21 protein-coding genes and 1 riboswitch are annotated in these 24,374 nt (G+C 64.3%); of the genes, 12 read left to right on the forward strand and 9 right to left on the reverse strand.

Going from position 1 to position 24,374, the window contains the following annotated elements; genetic code table 11:
* The first annotated feature begins 148 nt into the window (after positions 1 to 148).
* The 5 genes from GQB00_RS16505 to GQB00_RS16525 all read left to right on the forward strand — a co-directional run bounded on the left by GQB00_RS16505 (position 149) and on the right by GQB00_RS16525 (position 6,880).
* A complete protein-coding gene (locus GQB00_RS16505) occupies positions 149 to 2,248 on the forward strand; it encodes a 3-hydroxyacyl-CoA dehydrogenase NAD-binding domain-containing protein (protein WP_165857143.1) in 2,100 nt (699 codons plus the stop codon).
* Between the two features lie 68 nt (positions 2,249 to 2,316).
* Positions 2,317 to 3,498, forward strand: coding sequence for an acetyl-CoA C-acyltransferase (locus GQB00_RS16510; RefSeq protein ID WP_165857144.1), 1,182 nt, complete (start codon positions 2,317 to 2,319; stop codon positions 3,496 to 3,498).
* A gap of 210 nt (positions 3,499 to 3,708) precedes the next feature.
* Complete coding sequence (locus tag GQB00_RS16515) at positions 3,709 to 4,896, forward strand: acyl-CoA dehydrogenase family protein (protein WP_165857145.1); 1,188 nt, start codon at positions 3,709 to 3,711, stop codon at positions 4,894 to 4,896.
* Positions 4,897 to 4,909: 13 nt separating this feature from the next.
* A complete protein-coding gene (locus tag GQB00_RS16520) occupies positions 4,910 to 6,049 on the forward strand; it encodes an acyl-CoA dehydrogenase family protein (protein ID WP_111498357.1) in 1,140 nt (379 codons plus the stop codon).
* A gap of 57 nt (positions 6,050 to 6,106) precedes the next feature.
* Entirely contained in the window at positions 6,107 to 6,880 is a 774-nt protein-coding gene (locus GQB00_RS16525) for an SDR family oxidoreductase (protein WP_165857146.1), read from the forward strand.
* A gap of 138 nt (positions 6,881 to 7,018) precedes the next feature.
* Here GQB00_RS16525 and GQB00_RS16530 read toward each other — a convergent pair whose 3' ends face one another.
* Positions 7,019 to 8,602 carry a flavin-containing monooxygenase gene (locus tag GQB00_RS16530; protein WP_165857147.1) on the reverse strand — a complete coding sequence of 528 codons (1,584 nt, stop codon included), beginning with the start codon at positions 8,600 to 8,602 and terminating at the stop codon, positions 7,019 to 7,021.
* A gap of 190 nt (positions 8,603 to 8,792) precedes the next feature.
* Between GQB00_RS16530 and GQB00_RS16535 the strand changes: the two genes are divergently transcribed.
* On the forward strand, positions 8,793 to 9,419 hold the full coding sequence (locus GQB00_RS16535; protein ID WP_165857148.1) for a TetR family transcriptional regulator: 627 nt from the start codon (positions 8,793 to 8,795) through the stop codon (positions 9,417 to 9,419).
* Between the two features lie 194 nt (positions 9,420 to 9,613).
* On the opposite strand, the gene bamE is transcribed toward GQB00_RS16535, so the two are convergent.
* Positions 9,614 to 9,928, reverse strand: coding sequence for an outer membrane protein assembly factor BamE domain-containing protein (bamE, locus tag GQB00_RS16540; protein ID WP_111498361.1), 315 nt, complete (start codon positions 9,926 to 9,928; stop codon positions 9,614 to 9,616).
* Positions 9,929 to 10,028: 100 nt separating this feature from the next.
* Entirely contained in the window at positions 10,029 to 11,141 is a 1,113-nt protein-coding gene (locus GQB00_RS16545) for an NADH:flavin oxidoreductase (protein WP_165857149.1), read from the reverse strand.
* 139 nt (positions 11,142 to 11,280) lie between these two features.
* Here GQB00_RS16545 and GQB00_RS16550 point away from each other — a divergent pair, with 139 nt between their 5' ends.
* The gene (locus GQB00_RS16550; RefSeq protein ID WP_165857150.1) at positions 11,281 to 11,754 is read left to right on the forward strand and encodes a winged helix-turn-helix transcriptional regulator; all 474 of its coding nucleotides are present in this window, start codon (positions 11,281 to 11,283) and stop codon (positions 11,752 to 11,754) included.
* Between the two features lie 145 nt (positions 11,755 to 11,899).
* Positions 11,900 to 12,631 carry an OmpW/AlkL family protein gene (locus tag GQB00_RS16555; protein WP_111498364.1) on the forward strand — a complete coding sequence of 244 codons (732 nt, stop codon included), beginning with the start codon at positions 11,900 to 11,902 and terminating at the stop codon, positions 12,629 to 12,631.
* A 64-nt stretch (positions 12,632 to 12,695) separates the two neighbouring features.
* Here GQB00_RS16555 and GQB00_RS16560 read toward each other — a convergent pair whose 3' ends face one another.
* Entirely contained in the window at positions 12,696 to 14,006 is a 1,311-nt protein-coding gene (locus tag GQB00_RS16560) for a DEAD/DEAH box helicase (RefSeq protein WP_111498365.1), read from the reverse strand.
* A gap of 263 nt (positions 14,007 to 14,269) precedes the next feature.
* Here GQB00_RS16560 and GQB00_RS16565 point away from each other — a divergent pair, with 263 nt between their 5' ends.
* On the forward strand, positions 14,270 to 15,139 hold the full coding sequence (locus GQB00_RS16565) for an ABC transporter substrate-binding protein (RefSeq protein WP_165857151.1): 870 nt from the start codon (positions 14,270 to 14,272) through the stop codon (positions 15,137 to 15,139).
* Between the two features lie 8 nt (positions 15,140 to 15,147).
* Here the strand turns inward: GQB00_RS16565 and GQB00_RS16570 are convergent, their stop codons facing one another.
* A complete protein-coding gene (locus GQB00_RS16570) occupies positions 15,148 to 15,765 on the reverse strand; it encodes a LysE family translocator (RefSeq protein WP_165857152.1) in 618 nt (205 codons plus the stop codon).
* Positions 15,766 to 15,809: 44 nt separating this feature from the next.
* Between GQB00_RS16570 and GQB00_RS16575 the strand changes: the two genes are divergently transcribed.
* Entirely contained in the window at positions 15,810 to 16,415 is a 606-nt protein-coding gene (locus GQB00_RS16575; protein WP_111498368.1) for a GNAT family N-acetyltransferase, read from the forward strand.
* Position 16,416: 1 nt separating this feature from the next.
* Here GQB00_RS16575 and GQB00_RS16580 read toward each other — a convergent pair whose 3' ends face one another.
* A complete protein-coding gene (locus tag GQB00_RS16580; RefSeq protein ID WP_165857153.1) occupies positions 16,417 to 17,430 on the reverse strand; it encodes a M23 family metallopeptidase in 1,014 nt (337 codons plus the stop codon).
* A gap of 105 nt (positions 17,431 to 17,535) precedes the next feature.
* Between GQB00_RS16580 and GQB00_RS16585 the strand changes: the two genes are divergently transcribed.
* Entirely contained in the window at positions 17,536 to 18,240 is a 705-nt protein-coding gene (locus tag GQB00_RS16585) for a hypothetical protein (protein ID WP_111498370.1), read from the forward strand.
* A gap of 39 nt (positions 18,241 to 18,279) precedes the next feature.
* Here the strand turns inward: GQB00_RS16585 and GQB00_RS16590 are convergent, their stop codons facing one another.
* Both GQB00_RS16590 and GQB00_RS16595 read right to left on the reverse strand, forming a co-directional pair.
* A complete protein-coding gene (locus GQB00_RS16590) occupies positions 18,280 to 19,341 on the reverse strand; it encodes a ribonucleotide-diphosphate reductase subunit beta (RefSeq protein WP_165857154.1) in 1,062 nt (353 codons plus the stop codon).
* Between the two features lie 192 nt (positions 19,342 to 19,533).
* On the reverse strand, positions 19,534 to 22,293 hold the full coding sequence (locus GQB00_RS16595) for a ribonucleoside-diphosphate reductase subunit alpha (RefSeq protein WP_165857155.1): 2,760 nt from the start codon (positions 22,291 to 22,293) through the stop codon (positions 19,534 to 19,536).
* Between the two features lie 138 nt (positions 22,294 to 22,431).
* Positions 22,432 to 22,612, reverse strand: a riboswitch (cobalamin riboswitch).
* Between the two features lie 127 nt (positions 22,613 to 22,739).
* Between GQB00_RS16595 and GQB00_RS16600 the strand changes: the two genes are divergently transcribed.
* Complete coding sequence (locus GQB00_RS16600; protein WP_165857156.1) at positions 22,740 to 23,453, forward strand: DUF3047 domain-containing protein; 714 nt, start codon at positions 22,740 to 22,742, stop codon at positions 23,451 to 23,453.
* A gap of 47 nt (positions 23,454 to 23,500) precedes the next feature.
* On the opposite strand, the gene GQB00_RS16605 is transcribed toward GQB00_RS16600, so the two are convergent.
* Entirely contained in the window at positions 23,501 to 24,352 is an 852-nt protein-coding gene (locus GQB00_RS16605; protein ID WP_165857157.1) for a universal stress protein, read from the reverse strand.
* Positions 24,353 to 24,374: the final 22 nt, after the last annotated feature.

Here is a 24,374-nt window from a genome sequence, read left to right on the forward strand (position 1 = left end):
CGCCAGCCGTTGACCGCTTCCTGAACATACATTAGTGTACGGAAAAACAATACACCAGTGTATGGATTCGGCGATACGACCTCCGAACCCTTCTCAGACCCACAGCGGGGCGCCCACGCCGCCCCGCTGGCCAACAGGGAGCAACGTGATGAGCAGCGCGCACTACGATGTGAACGGCGACACCGCCGTCATCCGCCTGGATAACCCACCGGTGAACGGCCTGGGCCTGGCCCTGCGCCAGGGGATTGTCGATGGCATCAAGCAGGCCGAAGGCGATGACGCCATCAAGGCCGTGGTCCTGATCGGCTCCGACCGGGCGTTTTCCGGCGGCGCCGACATCAGCGAGTTCGGTACAGACAGGATGCTGGCCGAACCGATCCTGACCACCGTGATCAACGTCATCGAGACGGCGAAGAAGCCGGTCATTGCCGCCATCAGCGGCGCCTGCATGGGCGGTGGCCTGGAACTGGCGCTGGGCTGTCACTATCGCGTCGCCAAACCGGATGCGCAGATTTCCCTGCCGGAAGTGAAGCTGGGCATCCTGCCCGGCGCCGGCGGCACCCAGCGCCTGCCGCGGGTGATTGGCGTCGAGCATGCACTGAACATGATCGTCTCCGGCGCGGCACTGCCCGCCAAACAATTCCAGGGCAGTCCGCTGTTCGATGACATCGTCGAAGGCGATCTGCTCGAAGGCGCACTGGCTTATGCCAAAAAGGTGATCAGCGAGAACCTGCCCCTCAAGCGCGTACGCGACCTGAAAGCCAAGCATGAGAACCCGGAAGGCTTCTTCATGTTTGCCCGCAATACCGTCGGCGCGGTGGCCAGGAACTACCCGGCGCCGCTGAAGTGCGTGGACGCCGTGGAAGCCGCCGTGACCAAGCCGTTTGACCAGGGCATGGCGGTCGAGCGCGAAGCCTTCGCCAACCTGCTGCAGACGCCGGAATCCAGGGCCCTGCGCCACGCCTTCTTCGCCGAGCGCCTGACCAGCAAGATCGCCGACGTGCCCAGCGACACACCGACCCGCGACATCCAGCAGGTGGGCGTGATCGGCGGCGGCACCATGGGCACCGGCATCACCATCAACTTCCTCAACGCCGGCATCCCGGTGACCCTGGTGGAAATGAAGCAGGAAGGCCTGGACCGCGGCGTGGCGGCCATCCAGAAGGTTTACGAAGGCCGTGTGAAGAAAGGCAAGATGAGCGAAGACAAGGCGAAAGCCTGCATGGATCTGCTCACGCCCAGCCTCTCCTATGACGACCTGAAGGACGCCGACCTGGTCATCGAGGCGGTGTTCGAGGAAATGGGCGTCAAGCAATCCGTCTTCGAAACGCTGGACGCCACCTGCAAGCCGGGCGCGATCCTCGCCTCCAACACCTCCACCCTGGATCTGAACAGGATCGCGAGCTTCACCAAACGCCCGGAAGACGTCATCGGCCTGCACTTCTTCAGCCCGGCCAACATCATGAAGCTGCTGGAAGTGGTTCGTGGTGACAAGACCGCCAAGGACGTGCTGGCCACCGCCATGAAACTGGCCAGGACCATCAGGAAGACCGCTGTGGTCTCCGGCGTCTGCGACGGCTTCATCGGCAACCGCATGATCAACCAGTACCAGCGTGAAGCCATCCTGATGCTGGAAGAAGGCGCCACCGTGCAGCAGATCGACAAGGCCATCGAGAAATTCGGCTTCGCCATGGGCCCGCTGCGCATGGCGGACCTGGCCGGCGGCGACATCGGCTGGGCCATCCGCAAGCGCCTGTATGCCGAGCACCCGGGCATGACCAGGATGGTCGTGGCCGACCGCCTGTGCGAGATGGGCCGCTTCGGCCAGAAGACCGGTGCCGGCTTCTACCGCTATGAGCCGGGCAACCGCAATGCCCTGCACGACCCGGAAGTGGACAAGGTGGTGGACGAGGTCCGCGCCGAGCTGGGCATCACCCCGCGCAAGATCAGCAACCAGGAAATCGTCGAGCGCTGCGTCTACGCCCTGGTCAACGAGGGCGCCCGCCTGCTGGACGAAGGCATCGCTCAGCGCGCCTCCGACATCGACATGGTGTACCTGACCGGCTACGGCTTCCCCGTGTTCCGCGGCGGCCCCATGCACTACGCCGAGGAAGTGGGGCTGCCCAACGTGGTCCGCGCCATGGAACCCTTCGCCGACACCCACACCCAGCCGGGCTTCTGGGAACCGGCGCCGCTGCTGGCGCGCTGCGCCGCCGAAGGCAAGCGTTTCGATGAGCGCGCCAAATAAGTCGGGTATCCGGTCAACGAATTTCAGCGGGGCTGCCTGCGGGCAGGCCCGCCAACAGGAGAATGGTTATGTCCAATGATGTCGTCATCGTATCCACCGCCCGTACCCCGCTGGCCAAGTCCTGGCGCGGCGGGCTGAACATGACCCACGGCGCCACCCTGGCCGGCCATGCGATACAGCACGCGGTCGAGCGCTCCAGGGTCGACCCCAACGAAATCGAAGACGTGCTGATGGGCTGTGCCCTGCCCGAAGGCTCCACCGGCAACGACGTGGCCCGCATGGGCGCGATCCGCGCCGGACTGCCGGTCACCGTCGGCGGCGCCACCATCAACCGCTTCTGCTCGTCTGGCCTTCAGGCCATCGCCATGGCCGCCCAGCACATTGCTGTGGATAAAGTGCCGGTGATGGTCGCTGGTGGGGTGGAATCCATCTCCACCGTCCAGGCCAACGTCAACCAGAACTACCTGATGGAACCCTGGCTGGCCAAGCACAAGCCGGAGCTCTACTGGTCCATGCTGCAGACGGCGGAAACCGTCGCGGAACGCTATGGCATCAAGAAGGAAGCCATGGACGAGTATGGCGTGCGCTCCCAGCAGCTGGCCGCCAAGGCCCGTGAAGACGGCAAGTTCAACGACGAGATCGTGCCCATCACCACCACCATGGGCGTGGCGGACAAGGCCACCGGCCAGCTGAGCACGAAGGAAGTCACCGTCAGCCAGGACGAAGGCATCCGCCCGGACACCCACCTGGAAGGCGTCAGCAAGATCCGCTCGGCCATGCCCGGCGGCGTGGTCACGGCCGGGAACGCCAGCCAGTTCTCCGACGGCGCCTCCGCCTGCGTGCTGATGGACGGCACCCTGGCCGAGCAGCGCAACGTCGAGCCACTGGGCATCTTCCGCGGCTTTGCCGTAGCCGGCTGCGAGCCGGACGAAATGGGCATCGGCCCGGTGTTCGCCGTGCCCAAACTGCTCAAGCGCCACGGCCTGACCGTTGATGACATTGGTCTGTGGGAACTGAACGAGGCCTTCGCCGTCCAGGTTTTGTACTGCCAGGAAAAACTGGGTATCCCGATGGATCGCCTGAACGTGAACGGCGGCGCGATCGCCGTGGGCCACCCTTACGGCACCACCGGTTCCCGCCTGGTCGGCCACGCGCTGATCGAAGGCAAACGGCGCGGCGTAAAGTATGTGGTGGTGACCATGTGTGTGGGCACCGGCATGGGGGCCGCCGGTCTGTTTGAGGTGGCCTGAGGCCGCCCACAGCGCTCGCTTCGCTCCCGCGGCCTATCGCCGGGAGCGGAGCCATGCTGGCATCAGAGGCCACGTGAACACAGCGCAATGATTCAGGCGTACTCAAGTACCCATCGAAGCCCGAGCTTCTACTACAGTTACTGTGAGTAGTCCGAAAACCAACAACAACACCGTGTTTATCCAGACGTCGACCCGACAGCGAGGTAAGCCATGGACCTGAACTACACCCCGGAGCATGAAGCCTTCCGGACCGAAGTGCGCCGGTTCCTGAAAGAGAACCTCCCCAGAGACATACGCGAACGCGTGAAAAAGCGCCTGCGCCCGGACAAGGCGATGACCCAGCGCTGGCAGAAAATCCTCCACGACAAGGGCTGGGGCGCGTCCACCTGGCCCGAGGCATTCGGCGGTCCGGGCTGGTCGCCGCTGGAGCAGCTGATTTTCGAGGAGGAATGCGCCCTGGCCGGCGCCCCGCGCCAGCTGGACTTTGGTCTGCGCATGGTCGCGCCGGTGATCATGACGTACGGCAACGACGAGCAGAAAGAACGCTTCCTGCCCGGCATCCTCAGTGGCGAGGACTGGTGGTGCCAGGGCTATTCCGAGCCCGGCGCCGGTTCCGACCTGGCGTCGCTGAAGACCCGAGCAGTGCGCGAAGGAGAGCATTACGTGGTCAACGGCCAGAAAACCTGGACCACCCTGGGCCAGCACGCCGACTGGATTTTCTGCCTGGTGCGCACCAGCAATGAAGGCAAGCCGCAGCAGGGCATCTCCTTCCTGCTGATCGACATGAAGACCCCGGGCGTGGAGGTCCGCCCGATCATCATGCTCGACGGCGAGCACGAGGTGAACGAAGTCTACTTCGACAACGTCAAGGTCCCGGTCGAGAATCGGGTGGGCGAGGAAAACCAGGGCTGGACCTACGCCAAGTTCCTGCTCGGCCACGAACGCACCGGCCTGGCCAATGTGGGCCAGTGGAAAGCCATGATGAAGCGTCTCAAGGAAATCGCCGAGGAACAGCCGGACGGCGACCGGGCGCTGATCGAGAACGCCCGCTTCCGCGACCGCCTGGCGCAGCTCGACATCGAACTGCAGGCACTGGAGCTGACCGTCCTGCGCGTGCTGACCGACGACAACGGCCCCGGGCCGCAGGCCTCGATCCTCAAGATCAAGGGCACCGAGATCGGCCAGGCGCTGTTCGAGCTGGCCATGGAAGCGGTGGGCCCCGCTGCCCTCGCCCATATTCCGGATGCCCTGGAGCTCGACTACGAGGGCGCGCGGGTCGGTTCCATCGACGCCACACCGGCGGCCGGCGACTACTTCAACATGCGCAAGCTGTCGATCTTCGGCGGATCCAACGAGATCCAGCGCAACATCATCGCCCAACGGGTTCTGGGACTGTAAGGAGGCGCGCATCATGAACTTCAATCTCACCGAAGAACAACACATGCTGCAGGACTCCCTGCGCCGCTTCCTGGCCAACGAATACGGCTTCGACAAGCGCAGGGACATCGTCGCCGGCGGCCAGGGTGTGGATAAGGCCACCTGGAACGCCTTCGCTGAAATGGGCCTGCTGGGCTACACCCTGCCGGAGGAGTACGACGGTCTGGGCGGCAACGGCCTCGACACCATGCTGGTGATGGAAAACTTCGGCCGGGCCCTGGTGGTGGAGCCCTACCTGTCCACCGTGGTGCTCGGTGGCAGCATCATCAGCGAAGCCGGTTCCGACGAGCAGAAGCAGCGCATCCTGCCGAAGATCGCCACCGGCGAGGAATTCCTGGCCTTCGCCCACTACGAGCCGAGTGGGCGTCATAACCTGGATTACGTGCGCACCGAGATCCAGACGCACGGCGACGACTACATCCTCAACGGCCGCAAGACCGCCGTTTTCGACGCCGCCGGGGCCCACTACCTGATCGTTTCCGGGCGCCGCAAGGGACGGCCCACCGAGCCGGTGTCCCTGTTCCTGGTCAATCACGACTCGTCCGGGGTGGAGATCGAGGAATACACCACCCACGACGGCCACCGGGTCGCGGATGTCATCCTCGACAGCGTGATGGTCAGCGACGACGACCGCATCGGCGGCCGCGGCCAGGCCATGCCCATCATCGAGAAAGGCGTGGACCGGGCCATTGCCGCCCTGTGCGCGGAGGCCGTGGGCGCCATGGAGGCGCTCAACGAAACCACCCGCGAATATGTCCAGACCCGCCAGCAGTTCGGCATGCCGATCGGCAAGTTCCAGGTGATCCAGCACAAGCTGGCGGACATGTTCATCGCCACCGAGCAGGCCCGGTCCATGGCCATCCTGGCCGCCAGCGAGTCGGATTCCGACGACCGCGACCAGCGCCGGCGGGCGGTGTCCATGGCCAAGGCCCTGGTGGGCCAGTCGGCCCGTTTCGTGGGCCAGACGGCGGTGCAGCTGCACGGCGGCATGGGCGTGACCGACGAGATGTTCGCCGCCCACCTGTTCAAGCGGCTGACCCTGATCAACCTGCAATTCGGCGATGCCGATTACCACCTGGGGCAGGTCAGCGACGGGATGCTGAAAAGCGCCTGAAACACCGGCCGGGGCTGTCACGGCGGCAGCGCCGGCTTCAACCACAAGGGGATGTGAGTGAGCGTTAAACAACTCTTCGACCTGAGCGGCAAGGTGGCCCTGATCACCGGCGGTTCCCGGGGTCTGGGTCTGCAGATGGCCGAAGCACTGGGCGAGATGGGGGCGAAAGTCGCCCTCACCGCCCGCAAACAGCACGAACTGGACGAGGCCGAAGGCCATCTGAAGAGCCAGGGCATCGAGGTGATGACCCTGGCGGCGGACATGTCCAACCTGGAAGGCATTCCGACCGTTGTGGACAGGATCGTCGCCGAACTGGGCGATATCGACATCCTGGTCAACAACGCCGGCGCCACCTGGGGCGCGCCCGCCGAGGACTATCCGGCGGAAGGTTGGATGAAGGTGATGAACCTCAACGTCAACGCGGTGTTCTTCCTGACCCAGACGGTGGGAAAAAAATGCTTTATCCCGCGCCGGACCGGCAAGGTGATCAACATTGCGTCCATCGCCGGCCTGTCCGGCAATCCGGAAGCCATGCAGACCATCGCCTATAACACCAGCAAGGGCGCCGTGGTGAACTTCACCCGCGCCCTGGCGGCGGAATGGGGCCACCACAACATCAACGTCAACGCCCTGTGCCCGGGCTTCTTCCCGTCGAAAATGTCCCAGGGGCTGCTGGACGCCCAGGGCGATACCATGCTGGAGCGGATTCCGCTGAACCGGTTTGGCGGTGACGAGGACCTGAAAGGTGCGGCGGTGCTGATGGCATCAGAGGCCGGACGGCACATTACCGGGCAGTGCCTGGCGGTGGATGGGGGGACGTTGGTGTCCTGAGTTTAGCCTCATCCCCCAGGCCATGTAGCGGACGCTTTAGCTTCCGAGCGGGTCGCAGGCTCGCCGATAAACCAAGGGCCCTATCGGGCCCTCCGAAGCTAAAGCGTCGGCTACATTTTTACGCCCACTCCAACCCAATCAGGCCGGCACCGCCTCCCCGGCCACTTCCCGCAGCGGCGCGGAGGTCACGCACTCGTAGTGCTGGGCGTCGAAGCGGTGGGTCTGCTGCCGAAAGGCCCAGGTGAAACTCGGCCACAGCGTGGTGTTCTTGCCGTTCTCGTTCACGTACCAGCTGTTGCAGCCGCTGTCCCAGACCGAGCCATCGGACTTGGATTGCAGCATGGCGTTGTAGTCCGCCTGCACGCTTTCCTTGACGTCCACCGCTTCCCAGCCCTTCTGACGCATCTTGGCCAGGGCGTCCATCACGTACTGGATCTGGGATTCGATCATGTAGACCATCGAGCTGTGACCGAGCCCGGTGTTGGGCCCCACCAGCATGAAGAAATTGGGGAAACCGTGCACCGTGGTGCCTTTGTAGGCTTCCGCGCCGTCGCGCCAGGCGTCCAGCAGGTCACGACCGCCACGCCCGAACACCATCCCCTTGGGAATCGGGTCCTGGGCCTTGAAGCCGGTGCCGAAGATGATCGCGTCCACCTCCCGCTCGGCGCCGTTTTTATCCACAACCCCCTTGGCGGTGACTTTCTGGATGCCGTCGGTCAGCACATCCACATGGTCCTGAGCCAACGCCGGATAGTAGTTGTTGGACAGCAGGATGCGCTTGCAGCCGATGGTGTAATCCGGCGTCACCTTGCGGCGCAGGGCCTTGTCCGGAATCTGCTTGCGGATATGGCGCCGCGCCTCCAGCTCGGCGATTTTCATCAGGCGCGGGTTCAACGCCAAAGCCAGCACGCGGGACTCCAGCTGCCAGTAGATCGAGTTACGCAGCGCCGACTGGGCCGCCGGTACGCGCCGGAACAGGGCCTTTTCCCAGCCTTTCATGGGTCGGTCCGGCTTGGGCATGATCCAGGGCGGCGTGCGCTGGTACAGGTCCACCCGGGCTGCTTCCTTCGCCACTTCCGGCACGAACTGGATGGCGCTGGCGCCGGTGCCGATCACCGCCACGCGTTTGCCCTTCAGGTCGTAGCCGTGGTCCCAGTCCTGGGAATGGAACAGCTTGCCCTGGAACCGGTCCAGACCCTCGATGTTCGGGTAGGCCGGCGTGCTCAACCCGCCCATACCCGAGACCAGCACGCCCGCTTCCAGTTGCTCCATGTCCGGCAGTTCGGGGTCTTCCAGGTCCAGCGCGTCGCCGGGCTTGAGGTCGTGTCGCTGCATGTAGTTCCAGAGCCGACCGCTATCGGCCAGGTCGAGGGTCCAGCGGTTGCGGGTCTCGTCAAAATGCGCCGCCGTCAGGTGCGTGTTAAAGCGGATGTGCGGCATCAGCCCGTATTTCTCGGCGCAATGCCTGAGGTACGCCAGGATTTCCGACTGCTGGGCGTACATGCGCGACCACTCGGGGTTCTGCTCGAAGGAAAACGAGTACAGCGCCGACTGCACGTCGCAGGCGCACCCCGGGTAATGGTTGTCGCGCCAGGTACCGCCCACGTCGCTGCCCTGCTCCAGGATCACAAAATCCTCGTAGCCGGCTTCCTTCAGCTTGATGCCCATACCCAGTCCGGCAAAGCCGGTACCGATGATGGCAATCGGGGTCTTGTTGCTCATAACCACCACACCTCGTCGTTGCTCGTGCGAGTCTCTTGTTATTACCGCGGCTCTTGCCGGCGGCAGGTTCGCAGTAGACACGCGTCTACCGAATTCAGTAGACAGATGTATACACTCACAAGTAGACGCCTGTATACTTCCGGTGATCAAAAAACGGGCGATTGGCCCCGGCAGACAAGAAGGCGTCCCGATGAGCGTGATGACTGGCGGCAAACTGAAACTGGTGCAGGCGGCGCTGCGGCTGATTACCCAGAGCCGCAGCCTGACCTCCCTGGGCCTGCGCGAACTGGCGCGGGAAGCGGGGCTGAACCCCAATACCTTTTACCGCCATTTCAGCAGCCTGGACGAGTTCGGCCTGCACGTACTGGGCTACATCGCCGAGGAAATGAAAACAGGCGTCCGCGAACTGCGCCGCATGGCGGAGAGTTCCGACCAGGCGTCGCGGGAGACCGTGGCCTTCGTCTACCACTACTTCCAGAGCAACGCCGCCGCCACCACGGTCGCCGTGCGCGAGCTCCACGGCCCGTCACCGGTCCTGCGCCGCGCCCTGGAAGCCCAACTGGACGCCAGCGCCCGGGAAATGGCCGAAGACATCATCGAGCGCCAGTTGGTGCCGGGCGTCGACGAGGCCACCATCCACGAAATCTCCCATATGACCATCCGCTACATCCTGTTCCGGGCCATGGACTACATCGAAAAGCCGGATCAGCGCGAGCGCATCCAATTGGAGACGGAACGATTCATCAACCGGCAGTTTCGGGGGGCTTTGGTGGAAAGGGTGGAGCCGGGAGAAATTGCCCGATGGGTCGGGCACTGATTCGGAGAGGCGGGTGAACTCGCGATTCTCAGCGACAACTCACCATCGGAACGAAGTGCCTGGACGATCTTGCCGGAGCAGGGACAGGGATGTCCCGGCCGCAACATCCGGCCAGGGATGGCGGTCAGTTGCGGCGCAGGCTTGATCGTACAGGCGCTTCTGGCACCGGTTCTCAGTCCTGAGCGAAAACAGGTCTACTTTTCAGTGGTGTTATAGACGTAAGAATCCACGGTCCCGTCCCCGTTGAAGCGCACCACCAGATCCGTGGTTTCCGCCTCGCTGAACGCGGACCAGTGATATTTGCCGTAGGTCCATGTGGGTTTGCCGTCCTCGATACCGGTACGCCAGGGATCGCCGAACATGGCCTGGATATCGGACCGGGTGGTCTGGTCCACCGTGATCTGGTCAACGTTGTGGGTGGGGAAATCGTGGCCGACGGTGGCACAGCCGGTCGCCGCGAGCGTGGAAGCGACTACGGTGGCGCCCAGGATAGATTTGAATCCTGTCATAACATCTCTCCCTGCAATGGATGATGATCCCATCATACGGAAAGATGTGACGCCTGCGATTACGGACCGGTAACCCGGCCCGCTGTCGCAGGCTTTCCAATCAGTAAAGCTTCGCCAATGACTTCTTGGCAAACGGCTCCACCTCGCCGATGCGGCCATCCTTCACCTTCACCAGCCACTCCGGATCCTGCAGCAGGGCGCGACCCACAGCGATCAGCTCGAACTCGTGGTTGTTCATGCGTTCCACCAGCTCGTCGATGCCGGACTGCTCCACCGCTTCCTTCTTGGACGCAAAGGTACCGCTGATGAAGTCCTCGGTCAGACCGACGCTGCCCACGGACATGGTGGGCTTGCCGGAGAGCTTCTGCGTCCAGCCCGCCAGGTTCAGGTCGGAGCCTTCGAACTCCGGCTCCCAGAAGCGGCGCGTGGAGGCGTGGAAGATATCCACACCCGCATCCACCAGCGGCTTGAGGAAGGCTTCCAGCTCTGCCGGCGTCCTGGCCAGCTTGGCCTCGTAATCCTGCATCTTCCACTGGGAGAAACGCAGCATGATGGGGAAATCCGGACCCACGCGATGACGCACGGCCTCGATGATCTCGATGGCCAGACGCTGCCGGTTGGCCATGCTGCCACCGTACTCGTCGTCACGCTGGTTGGTGCCTTCCCAGAGGAACTGGTCGATCAGGTAGCCGTGGGCGCCGTGGATTTCCACACCGTCGAAGCCGATGGCCTTGGCGTCCTGGGCCGCATCGGCAAACGCCTGCACCACGTCGGCGATGTCGTCCTGGGTCATCGCCTTGCCGTTGGGCTTACCCGGAGCGTAAAGGCCGGAAGGACTGTAGCCCGGCACGGACCCATCCGGTTCCATGCCTTCCTTACGCACGGCGCCCACGTGCCACAGCTGCGGGAAGACCTTACCGCCGGCGTCGTGAACCGCGTCCACCACCTTCTTCCAGCCCGCCAGGGCCTCGGTGCCGTGGAAGGCCGGTACGTTCTCATAACCGTTGGCGGCCTTGTGGTTAACCGTGGTGCCTTCGGTGATCAGCAGGCCCACACCGCCTTCGGCACGACGACGGTAGTAATCCACCACGTTGTCGCCCGGCACGTTGCCCGGGGAAAAGTTGCGGGTCATGGGCGCCATGGCGACGCGGTTGCGCAGGGTCAGGTTCTCGCTCTCGAATGGCTCAAACAGGGGGCCAAGATTCATCGACATGAGGCTATCTCCGGATTCGTCAAAAACAACGTTCGTTGAAAGGTGGGATCGCCGGGCAACGGACACGGCAATTCAGTTTCATAACGAAACTCTATTTAATCCGGTTTTAAAATGCAACCCTATTCGCTACACTCGGCTCATGGCCAGAAAACGCTTTGATGATTCCAATTGCTCCGTCGCCCGGGCCCTGAACCAGGTTGGGGACTGGTGGTCGCTGCTGATTGTCCTGCAGGCGATGTACGGTACCCGCCGCTTCGTCGATTTCCAGCAGGAACTGGGCATCGCCCGCAATATCCTCTGTGACCGCCTGGGGCGGCTTGTGGATAACGGCGTATTGCGCAAGGAAGAAGTGGGCGAGCACGGCTCCCGGCAGGAGTACCGCTTGACCGAGAAAGGCCGCGACCTGTTCCCGGTCGTGGTGGCGTTGCGTCAATGGGGCGACAAGTGGAATCCGGCGCCGAGCTGCCCACCTTTGGATCTGCGCGACCGGGTCAGCGGACAGCCGATCCGCACCATGACCGTCCAGAGCGCCCAGGGCGACCCGCTGTCGGTACGCGATGTGTTCATGCCCGAGACCGACGCGACCGACGATCCGGAGCGTCACACCGGCTGATCATTCAGCTTCTCACTTTTTGAGTCATATCAAGGTTTTGCCGAACGGTCGGCGACGCCGACGCTTTCCTTGCGCCAGATCAATCCCCAGGCCCTCTCCTTCCTTAATCTGGGAGCCATCCCGCTTACCGATCAAGGAGATAGCCATGCATCGCAAGACCCGTTACGCCCGGCTCGCCGGTGGCCTGTTGCTCCCCACACTCGCATTCTCCACACTTTCCGCAATCCCCACGCTCGCCCTGGCCCACCAGGCGGGCGATCTGATCGTGCGCGGCGGTGCGGCCCTGGTGGACCCGCAGGAATCCAGCGGTGACGTCCACGTCGGCGGCACGCGCCTGGATGGCTGGGAAGTCGGCGTCGATTCCGATACCCAGTTCGGCCTCACCGTCAGCTACATGTTCACCGACCACGTCGGCATCGGCCTGCTGGCCGCCACGCCGTTCCAGCACGACATCAACGGCGCCGGTGATGCGCTGGCGGGCGCGGGCAAACTGGCGGACATCAAGCACCTGCCGCCCACCCTTACCCTGCAGTATTTCCCGCTGGACAAGGCCAGCGCCGTGCAGCCCTACGTGGGCGTCGGTGTGAACTACACCACCTTCTTCGACGAGCAGACCACCGACACCCTGACCAACGCCCTGGGCGCGGCGTCCACCGACATCGACCTGGACGACAGCGTGGGCCTGGCGGCGGAACTCGGGCTGGACTGGATGCTGACCGATCACGTCGGCGTGAACGCGGCGGTGTGGTATGCGGACATCGATACCGAAGCGACCATCAAGGCCTACGACAGCAGCGGGGCCAAGGTGGCCACGGGCAAAGTCGACGTGGATATCGATCCGTTCGTGTACATGGTGGGGCTGAGCTACCGGTTCTAAACCAACCGGTCAGGGAGAAGAGGAAGCGCCCGTGACCGTCGGTCACGGGCGCTCAGGGCACGCCTTAGCCGTCCTGACGACCGGCGTTGCGCTGCCCGGAAGAACGGGCGCCCTGCCCGCGACCACGGCTACGGTTATTGCGACGGCCGTTGCCATTACCACCGTTCCGGTTGCCGCCGTTACGCTGGCCGTTGCCCCGCCCACGACCGCCATTGCCGCCCGGGCCGCCTTTGGTGGTGATTTCCACACTGGGTTCAAAACCGTCCACGACCTCACGCGGCAGCTCTTTCTTGATCAGCCGCTCGATACCGCCCAGCAGTTTGCCTTCGTCGGCACTGACCAGCGATACCGCATGACCATCGGCGCCGGCCCGGCCGGTGCGGCCGATGCGGTGCACGTAGTCTTCCGGCACATTGGGCAGCTCGAAATTGACCACCTGGGGCAACTGCTTGATGTCCAGACCGCGAGCGGCAATGTCGGTGGCCACCAGGACGCGGATGTCGCCGTCCTTGAAGCTGGCCAGGGCCCGGGTGCGAGCGTTCTGGGACTTGTTGCCGTGGATCGCCGCAGCGGTAATGCCGTCGCGTTCCAGCTTCTGGGACAGGCGGTTGGCGCCGTGCTTGGTGCGGGTGAACACCAGCACCTGCTGCCAGTCGTTGTCGTGCACCAGCCGGCTCAGGAGCGCGGACTTCTGGGTCTGGTCCACCGGATGCACGGTCTGGCGAACGGTTTCCGCCGTGGTGTTGCGGGCGGCCACTTCCACCTGGACCGGGTCGTTCAGCAGGCCTTCCGCCAGCTTACGGATGTCCGGCGAGAAGGTGGCGGAAAACAGCAGGTTCTGACGCTGTTTCGGCAGCAGGGACAGGACTTTGCGGATGTCGCGGATAAAGCCCATATCCAGCATGCGATCGGCTTCGTCCAGCACCAGGGTTTCCAGCCCGTCGAAGCTGACCACGCCCTGCTGGTGCAGGTCCAGCAACCGGCCCGGCGTTGCCACCAGCACGTCCACGCCCTGACGCAGGGTGCGGATCTGCGGGTTGATCTTCACGCCGCCGAACACCACCGCCGAACGGATCGACTGGTGACGTCCATACAGGGCCACGCTCTCGCCCACCTGGGCCGCCAGTTCACGGGTCGGCGCCAGGATCAGCGCGCGCACGCCCTTGCCCCGACGCGGCATTTCCGCCAGACGCTGCAGCAACGGCAGGGTGAAACCGGCGGTCTTGCCGGTGCCGGTCTGGGCCGCGGCCATGACGTCACCGCCGGACAGCACGGCCGGAATAGCCTGGGCCTGGATCGGGGACGGGGTTTCGTAGCCCTGGTCGCGGGTCGCGCGCACCAGCGCCTCGGACAAGCCGAGTGAAGCAAAACTCATAGACAGGTTCTCTTGGTCGCAACGGCCCTCTGACAGAGCGCGGCTGCTATGATAAAAACAACGACTGCAGGCGCCCGGTTCATCGGCGCTGCCCTCTGAAAGGCCGTCTGGCATGGGGTCACCGCACTGGAAGCGGTAAATCCTTAGAGGCAGGAAGCCAGGCAGGTTACCAGAGTTGGGGACACAACACGATCCTCCAGCCCTGTGGATAACCGCTATCCATGATCCAACGCGGCGGGAAATGATCCACCGGAGCGATCGTCATGCTTTTTCGCGTATTACCGGGATTACTGTGTCTGCTGTTCGCGACGCAGGCCAGCGCCGCCACGTTTCGGGTCGGTCTGCTGCACGGGGACGCCAGGATCTTCGACTACGAGCTGTCGGTGATTCGCCTGGCCCTGGCCCATGCGCCGGGGCAGCACGAGCTGGAAGTGGTGCCCATGCCCGGCGTCCCGCAGAACCGGATCTTCGCCATCCTGAATCAGACACCCGGCCCGATTAACCTTTTCTTCAGCGGCTACAGCCCGGAGCGGGAGCAGCGTCTGCGCCAGGTGGACATCCCCATGACCCGCGGGCTGCTGGGGGTCCGGCTGTTCGCCGTGGACAACGCGCGCCTGGACGAGCTGAGCGGCATCCACAGCCTCGACGATCTGCGCCAGTGGCGCATCGGTTCGGGGACCGGCTGGCCGGAGAATACGATCATGCGCCAGAACGGACTCGACCTGAAAACCAGCAGCTACGACAACCTCTGGGAGATGCTCAACTACGAGCGCTTTGACCTGTTCCACCGGGGCATCCAGGAGATTTTCACCGAGCTGGCCCGCCCCGGCCGCGAAAACCTGGCGGTTCTGCCCGGCGTCGCCCTGGCCTTCCGCTACGACTATTTCCTCTACGTCGCCCGGGATCGAACCGACCTGCACGACATCCTGCTCCAGGGGTTACAGACGGCCTATCGCAACGGCGCCTTCATGGATCATTTCCTGTCCCACCCGCAGATTCGCACCGCCCTTGACCAGAGTCGCCTGCAGAACCGGCGGCTCATCCGCCTGGCGCTGCCGGAGTCCAGCGCGCTGGGGCGGATTCCGGCCCGCTACTGGTACACCCCCAACGGGCGCACGGCCAGCAATCCCTAGTGTCCCGTCTAACGATGCGCCGTGGCCAGCACGCCGCCGAAGAACACCAGCAGTCCGCCGGCTGTGCGGTTCACCAGCCGCCCGCCGCGCTCGGACAGCAGCCAGTGACGGGCGCGCATGGCGAATCCGGCGTACACCGTGTGCACCACCATCACCACCAGCGCGTAGGTCAGCGACAGCAGCAGGAAACGCTCGAGATAGGCGCTGCGGTCGTCGATAAACTGGGGGAAGACCGACAGGAAGAACAGCAGCACCTTGGGGTTGGTGACCTGCAGCATCATCGCTTCGACGAAACGCCGGCCGGGGCGGACAACGGTGCGCTCGGCCCCCTCCACCCGGATCGGGAGCGACGGCGAACGCCACAGCTTGATGCCCAGGTAACACAGGTAGATGGCGCCGATCACCTTGAGCACGGTGAAGGCGGCCGCCGACGTCATCAGCAGTACGCCCAGACCGGTGGCAGACAGCACCGCCACCAACAACGCGCCGGCAGCAATGCCCAGGATGCCGCCCGCCGTTTCCCGCCAGCCACCGCGCAAGGCGTTGGACAACGTCATCACCACGCCCGGGCCGGGGCTGAATGCGGTGGCAGTCGCCACCAGCAGGAAAAACAGGTACAACTCCATGGACGGTTTCCTTCGCACAACCTTTCGGCAATCAGGGAAAAAGCATGCAGCAATGGATTCAGGACGTCGAGCTCGAAACCCCCAGTGTCATCCTGCGACCGCTGTCGGTCCGCGACCGCGACGCGCTGCTCGAAGCGGCGTCCGATGGCCGCCTGTGGGAACTCTGGTTCACCGGCGTGCCCTCGGCCGACACGGTCGACGGCTACATCGAGCGTGCCCTGACGCAGAAGGCGGCAGGCGAGTCACTGCCTTTCGTGGTTGTGGATAAGTCCTCCGGCGACGTCATCGGCAGCACCCGCTACTGTCACGTCGAAGCCGCCCATCGCCGCCTGGAAATCGGCTACACCTGGTACGCCCGGCGCTTCCAGAAGACCCGCGTCAACACCGAGTGCAAGCAGGCGCTGCTGACCCACGCCTTCGAAACGCTCCACGCCATTGCCGTGGAGTTCCGCACCCACTGGCACAACCACGCCTCGCGCCAGGCCATCGCCCGGCTGGGCGCCAAGCAGGACGGGGTGCTGCGCAACCATCACATCGAACCGGACGGCGCCTACCGGGACACGGTGGTGTTCTCGATCCTGGAAAGCGAGTGGCCGACGGTGAAGAAGTCCCTCGCCCACAAGCTGGCGCGCCTCGGCGAACGCGGCTGAGTCACTTCGCCAGCGGCCGGATGCGTTCGCCGCGCACCGGCTCACCCCGCTCGACCGTTTCGCCATCCACCCGGTAATCCATGAACGCCGCGGGCAGGCCATCGCCGCCGAACGGTTGGGGCGAATCCTGCAGGTGGAAATGCAGGTGGGGTTCGCTGGAATTGCCGCTGTTGCCACACGCCCCCAGCGTGTCACCGGTCGCCACCTGATCGCCCGTTTCGACGGCTACGCTGCCCTGGCGAAAATGGGCGAAGAACGCGTATTCCCCCTGCCCCAGATCGAGAATGACGTGATTGCCTAGCGGCCGGAGTGGGTCCATGGCGCCCGGCGCGTTGTCCGGCAGCTCGTTCTCCACCGCCAGCACGGTGCCGGGCGCCGGCGCCAGAATGGGCTCGTCGAAGCAGTAGTAGTCGCTGTTGCGCGTTCCCTCGCCGCGGTAGGACCGCCCGTCCTCCAGGCGCAGGAAATCGTAGGCGTAGCGCTGGTCCCGGGCGCGGGCGTGGTAGTTGGAGGCCACGTCGCGGCCGCCCCAGTAGACGAACCAGTCTCCGCGGAACGGCAAACGCAGCCGGGCATGGGTCTGGTAATCGGTATAAGGGCTCGGGGCGGCCTGCGCCGGCTGGATAAAGAAACCCGCCACCTGGTCGGCGTCGGTCACGGTCCACTGGATCACGATGGGACCGGGTCCCTGCTCAAACGTGGCCTGGCGCAGATACACCTGGTACCGGGCGGCCGGCGCCACGTTCTCGGACAGGACGGCCTGCTCGTCGCCCAACTGCCCGGCGACCTGCTGCTGGAAGTCCGCGAACTGCTGGAGGCTCCCCAGCGCTTCGCGCATGGCCGGATTGAAGCGATCCCAAAGCGCGTCGGTCTGGCCGGCGTAGAACCGTTCGGTCAGCTCACGCCCGGTCTGCAGGGTGTCACTTTCCTGAGCGCTCAGTGCGAAAGGCCAGAGCAGGCCCAATAGGCACCAGCGCCGGCGTGTGCGGCCGCGTTGTTCATGTCCCGATTGCATCGGTTGCCCCTCCCTGGCGCGATGGCAGGCTTCCAGAGTAATCAGGCTGCGCTTGGCAGGCAAAGCTTTCTATACTGGACGCAGGACACGGTGACCGGTGCCGCCATGACCGATCCATCCCTTCGACACCACGACATTCCGCTCTGGTGGCTGGCCCTCGTGGCGGCCCTGCTCCCCTTTGTGACCATGCACACCACCTGGCCGGTGGCCACGCTGGAAGGCTACATCCACGGGTGCCTGCCCTACGGGCTGGACTGCCACAGCATCAGCCGCACGGGCCACAAGGGGCTGGCCTATTTCCTGTTCAAGGGCGGCATGCTGCCGGCGGCGGTGGTGGGCATGACCTACTGGTGGCTCAACGGCGTCTGGCTGCGTTCGCTGGGCGCTTCCGCCAAAGGCCTGCGCGGGCTGTTCTGGCTGGGTCTGATCGGCGGGCTGGCGCTGGTGGCCTATACCCTGGCGCTGGGGCATACCGGCGACGGGTACTGGCTGGTGCGCCGGATCGGGGTGATCACCTACCTGTCGTTCACTTTCATCGCGCAGCTGCTGGTGACGGCGCGCCTGCTAACTCTGCCCGACTGGGCCGCGACAGGCCGGCGCTTGCTGCGGCTGTGCCAGCTCACCCTGGCGCTGGGCATCGCCTCGCTCATCATGGACGCCGTCGCGCCCGAGACCCACGAACGCTTCGAGGACGCCTTCGAATGGTGGCTGGCACTGCTGTTAAACCTGCACGCCCTGTGGATCGCCCTGTTGTGGCGGCGATCCGGTTTCCACGTGGGGCCGGGGGTCCACTCCCCGTCGTCCCGATGACTCACCGGGAAGGGAATGGACGCCCCGATGGCGCGACGGTTACCACTCCAGCTGCGCGCCGGTCTGGTACTCGATCACACGGGTCTCGAAGAAGTTCTTCTCCTTGCGCATCGTCGCCTGCTCATCCAGCCAGGGCGAGACGTTCTTCGCCCCGGGGAACGGCTCTTCCAGCCCCACGGTGCGAGCGCGGCGATTGGCGATGAAGCGGAACTGCTCGCGGTGGTATTCCGCCGAGTAGCCCAGGATCGGGTCGCGCAGGATGTAGTTGGCGTAGTCGTTCTCGGCGGCTTCGGCCTCGTCCCACATCTCGCGCAGGGCCTTCGGGTCGAGGGTGATGTTCTCTTCCTCGAAGATCTGGTTGACCACCTTGAGCCCGAACGAGAAGTGCATCGCCTCGTCCCGCAGGATGTACTGCAGCTGCTCGCCGGTGCCACGCATCAGGCCCCGGCGCTGGAGGGCAAAGATCGGGCTGAAGCCGTTGTAGAACCAGGCCCCCTCGAAAACCGCCGCAAAGAACAGGTAGGACATGACGAACTCGTGCAGGTCGTCCGGGTTGCGCAGGTTCATGTCCGGTCGCATGGCGGCGTCCAGGCGGCGGTTGGCCAGCTGGATCTTGCGGTTGATTTCCGGCACCACGCGGTAGCGGTTGTAGATCTCGCTCTGGTCCAGGTTCAGGGTTTCGATGCAGTGCTGGTAGGCCCAGGTGTGCATGGATTCCTCGTAGACCTGGCGGGCCTGGTAGATCTGCAGTTCCGGCGCGCTCATCTTTTCCATCACCGCCAGGCCGATATTGCGCATGGCCAGTATGTCCGCCGTGGTCAGGTAGGCCAGCACGTTCTCGTAGACGTGCTTTTCGGCGTCGTTGAGGCGATGGTGGTAGTCGTGGATGTCCTGGGACATATTCACGTCCAGGGGCGTCCAGTGGTTCTTGTTGGCGTTCATGAAGTATTCCCAGGCCCAGGGATACTTGAACGGGGCGAGCTGGTTGATGTCGGTCTCGCCATTGATCACGCGCTTATCGTCGACGTTGACCGGCGCCGGGCCTTCGCCCGGAGTTCGGGATTGTTTTTGCGTCTTGGGTTCGTCGTCCCAGTCCAGCATGGTTGTTCCTCTTTGGAAATCCGTGAGTTCGGTGCGGGACATGGGCAGCCCTGTGGGCTGCTCCGAAGCTGAAGCATCGGCTACATTTTTCATCGAACTCGAGTATGTAGCAGACGCTTCAGCTTCTGAGGCGCCGCAAGGTGCCCATGGTTTAGGGGACGGATTTAAATCCGTCCCCCTTCTAGCAGCCCGCTACTGACAGGCCTCGCAATCCGGCTCGTCGATGGTGCACACCTTCGGCGCCGGGGCGGCCACCGGCGTACTTTTCTCTGCGCCGGTCGCGCCCAGCGAGCGCAGGTAGTAGGTGGTCTTCAGACCGCGTTCCCACGCCAGTTGATAGAGTTCGTCCAGCTTGCGACCGGACGGCTCGGCCATGTACAGGTTCAGGCTCTGGGCCTGGTCCAGCCATTTCTGGCGGCGCGCGGCGGCTTCCACCAGCCAGCGGGCGTCCATCTCGAAGGCGGTGGCGTAGCGGGCCTTGATCGCCTGCGGAATGCGGTCGATCTGTTGTACCGATCCGTCGTAATACTTCAGGTCGTTGACCATCACGTTGTCCCATAGCCCTTCGGCTTTCAGGTCCGCCACCAGCGAAGGATTGATCACCGTGAACTCGCCGGACAGGTTCGATTTGACGAACAGGTTCTGGTACGCCGGTTCGATGGACTGGCTAACGCCGACGATGTTGGAGATGGTCGCGGTCGGCGCGATGGCCATGACGTTGGAGTTGCGGATGCCATGCTCGGCGATCAGTTTGCGCACCGGCTCCCAGTCCAGGCGCGTCTCGGTGTTGACGCTCAGGTCGCCCTCGCGACGCGCTTCCTTGAGGTTGTTCAACGAATCGATGGGCAGGATGCCCTGCGACCAGAGCGAGCCCTCGTAGCTTTCATAGGCGCCACGCTCCTTCGCCAGCAGGGCGGAGGTCCGCAGGGCGAAGTAGCTGATCTGCTCCATGGCCAGGTCGGCGAATTCCACCGCTTCCGGACTGGCGTAGGCGTGGCCCAGGCGGTAAAGCGCGTCCTGAAAGCCCATGATGCCCATGCCCACCGGACGGTGGCGCAGGTTGGATTGGCGCGCCTGAGGCACGGCGTAGAAGTTGATGTCGATGACGTTGTCGAGCATCCGAACCGCCGTGTTAACGGTCTTCTCCAGGCGCAGCACGTCCAGCTCGCCGTTGTCGATGTGGGCCGCCAGGTTGATCGAGCCCAGGTTGCACACGGCGATCTCGTCGGCGCTGGTGTTCAGGGTGATCTCGGTGCACAGGTTGGAGGAGTGGACCACGCCCCTGTGCTGCTGCGGCGAACGCAGGTTGCAGGGATCCTTGAAGGTGATCCAGGGGTGACCGGTCTCGAACAGCACAGTCAGCATCTTGCGCCAGAGCTGCTTGGCGGAAATCTTCTTGGATAGCTTGATCTCGCCGCGCTCGGCCATCGCCTCGTATTCTTCATAGCGGGTGCGGAATTCGTTGCCGTAAAGGTCGTGCAGGTCGCCCACGTCGCTCGGCGAGAACAGCGTCCAGTCGGCATCGGCGCGCATGCGCTCGATCAGCAGGTCCGGCACCCAGTTGGCGGTGTTCATGTCGTGGGTGCGGCGACGCTCGTCGCCGGTGTTCTTGCGCAGTTCCAGGAACTCCTCGATGTCCAGGTGCCAGCTTTCCAGGTAAGCGCAGACCGCGCCCTTGCGCTTGCCGCCCTGGTTGACCGCCACGGCGGTGTCGTTGACCACTTTCAGGAACGGCACGACGCCCTGGCTGCGGCCGTTGGTGCCCTTGATGTGGGAGCCCAGCGAACGCACCGGCGTCCAGTCGTTGCCCAGGCCGCCGGCCCACTTGGACAGCAGCGCGTTGTCCTTGATGGCGCCGTAGATGCCTTCCAGGTCGTCGGACACAGTGGTCAGGTAGCAGGAGGACAGCTGCGAGTGCCGGGTGCCACTGTTGAACAGCGTCGGCGTGGAAGCCATGTAGTCGAACGACGACAGCAGATCGTAGAACTCGATGGCGCGGGCGTTGCGGTCGTCCTCGCGCAAAGCCAGGCCCATGGCGACACGCATGAAGAAGACCTGCGGCAGCTCCAGGCGCTGGTCCTCGAAATGGACGAAGTAGCGGTCGTACAGGGTCTGCAGGCCGAGGAAGCCGAACTGCCGGTCGCGCTCGGGTTTGATTTCAGCGCCCAGGCGCTCCAGGTCGAACTCGCCCAGGGCCGGGTCCAGCAGCTCACGCTCGATCCCGAAACCGATGAAACTGGACAGCGCCTGTGGATAAACCTCGGCCAGGGTCTGATCGAGCGGCAGGGACAGGGCCTGACCGGCCTCCAGACGCAGCTGTTCCAGCAGCAGGCGGGCGGTGACGGCACTGTAGTCCGGCTCCTGCTCGATGCGCCCGCGGGCGGTCATGACCAGGGCGTTGAGCACGTCTTTCTCGGGAATGCCGTCGTAGAGGTTGCGCACGGCGTCTTCCACCACGCTTTCGGCGTCCACCGCGTCCAGTCCGGCGCAGGCCTGCTCCACCTGATGTTTCATCAGGCCCACGTCCAGCGGCACGGTCTGGCCGTTGGCCAGGGAGACCGTCAGGGTGGGATGGGCTTCCACCGGCGCCTGGGTGGCACGTTCCTGGGCGTGGGCTTCGCGGTACAGCACGTAGGCCCGGGCCACCTTCTGTTCCTCGGCCCGCATCAGGGCCAGTTCCACCTGATCCTGAATGTCTTCGATGTGCACGGTGCCGCCAGCCTGCAGGCGCCGGCTCAGGGCCTGGATGACCTGACGGCTGACGCGGCGGACGCTGTCGTGGATACGGGCAGAACCGGCGGCTTTCTCGCCTTCCACGGCGAGGAACGCCTTGGTGATGGCGACACTGATCTTGCTGGCATCGAAATCGACCAACTGGCCGTTTCGCTTGATGACTCGGAGGGCCAGGGTCTGTTCCTGGGCATCGGTTGGGGCTGCTGCAGCGCTGGACATGACGGTTCTCCTGGGTACGCGTTGTCAAAAGTCTTACCTTCGCGTACGCAGGACGGCAGGCCTCCACGGGGGTGTGGAGTCGGATTGCCGTTTGCTGCTCACCCTGAGTCGCGAAGGTGCAGTCGCGTGGTCCCATTGGTGGGGCCACACCTCCCTGGCAGGTCTTCGGACTCAGGGGTCTGAACCGTTCCGGTTCGCCTCGCGTAACGACTTCCCAGCAGATGCCAGTGTCATCGTGTCACGCTCGTGCCCCAATACCGCTGCGCGTCAGTTCCGGATTCTCACCGGATTCCCGGACACCAGAGGTTGTGGATAACGGCGCTGTGCAGCCGGGAGCGCCTTACGACTCCCGGTTGGCAGTGCGCTGGTTAACGATAAACCACTAGATCTGGTGTCTAACCAAGGATAAGAGCACTATATAGATGAAGCCTGACAGGAACAAGCCAATGTTGATACGAATGGCCACATCCCTACTGGTGGCGGCGCTGGCGCTGCAGAGCGTTCCGGCCACCGCCGAGTCGCTGACGCCCTTCTCCACCCTGCAGACCCTGGACGACGGCTGGACCCCGCTGACCTTCCCCGATATCGATACCCACACCCGCTACCGACTGGTCGACGACCAGGGTACCCAAGTGCTGCGCGCGGACACCGACGGCGGCGCCTCGGGACTGATTCACCGGGTCGACATCGAGCCCGGTGAAAAGCTGGTGCTGCACTGGCGCTGGAAAGTGGACGGCGTTTACGCAAAGGGGGACGCACGCCGCAAGGACGGTGACGACTATCCCGCCCGGATCTACGTGGCGTTTGCCTTCGAACCGGACAAGGCGGGGTTTTTCGAGCGGGCCAAACGCAAAGCGGTGGAGCTGGTTCACGGCGACGCCCTGCCCGGCAGCGCGCTCAACTACATCTGGGCCAACCGCCTGCCCCGGGGCGAATCCGTGCCCAACCCGTTCAGTGAGGAAACACGAATGATCGCGGTGCAGAGCGGATCGGACCATGCGGGACAGTGGATGGAGGAGAGCCGGGATCTGGTGGCGGACTACCGCGCCGCCTTCGGCGAGGATCCGCCGCGCATAACCGGCATTGCCGTGATGACGGACGGCGACAATACCGGCTCGGCCGCCACCGCCTACTACGGGGACATCCGGCTCTCACGCTGACAGGATAGACGCCGGCATGAGAAGCCAACGGCGCAAGCAAGCACTTACTATCGAAGGATGATCAGCGGCGTTTCGCTGGTCTTGAGCATGCTGGTGGTGGTGCTGCCCACCAGGAACTGACGGATGCGGGAATGGCCGTAGGCGCCCATCACCATCAGGTCGATGCCCTGCTCTTCCTGGTAGGCGTGCAGGGTTTTTTCCACGTCTCCAGCCCGCACCGCCACCTCCACCGAGCAACCGGCCGCTTCCAGCTTCTGCGCGGCGGCGTCCAGGGCCGCACGGCGTTCATCGGTCTCGTCGCCAACCATCACCAGATGCAGCGGAACCTTGCGGAAGATCGGGCTGTTGGCCAGCAGATCCACGCCTTTCTGCATGGTCTCGCTGGCGTCGAAGGCGAGCATGGCGCTGCGCGGCTCGCGATACTCATCCGGCACCAACAGCATGGGCCGGTGCAGGGTACGGATCACGGTTTCCAGCTGGCTGCCGATGTGAACATCGCGATCGGTGCTGCTCTCCCCGTGCAGCCCCATCACCAGCAGGCGGGTTTCGTCTTCGATGTCGAGCAGGCTTTCCGCCAGGTCGCCATGGCGCTGGCGCTGGCGGACCTCGCTGACGCCGTCCTCGCGGATCCGCGACTCCGCCGCATCCAGCATGTGGCGCCCCTGCTCCAGGGCCAGCTTGCTGCGACGCTGGTCCAGGTCCGCCAGCTCCTCGAGCAGGTGCTCGCGACTGCCCAGCCCGATGCTGCCCGCCAGGTCCGGCTCGGTCGGGTAGCGCTCCTGATCCAGCACGTGAAACAGGGTGACGGGCGCATCCAGGCGCTGGCTGGCCCAGGCGGCGTAATCGCACACCGCGGTGGTGGCACGGGAACCATCGATACAGGCGACGACGTCGGACATGTCAGTATTCCTTTCGCTTGTG

Origin of the sequence: Marinobacter sp. JSM 1782161 (genome assembly GCF_011421605.1) — a bacterium.
GTDB classification, from domain to species: Bacteria; Pseudomonadota; Gammaproteobacteria; order Pseudomonadales; family Oleiphilaceae; genus Marinobacter_A; species Marinobacter_A bohaiensis.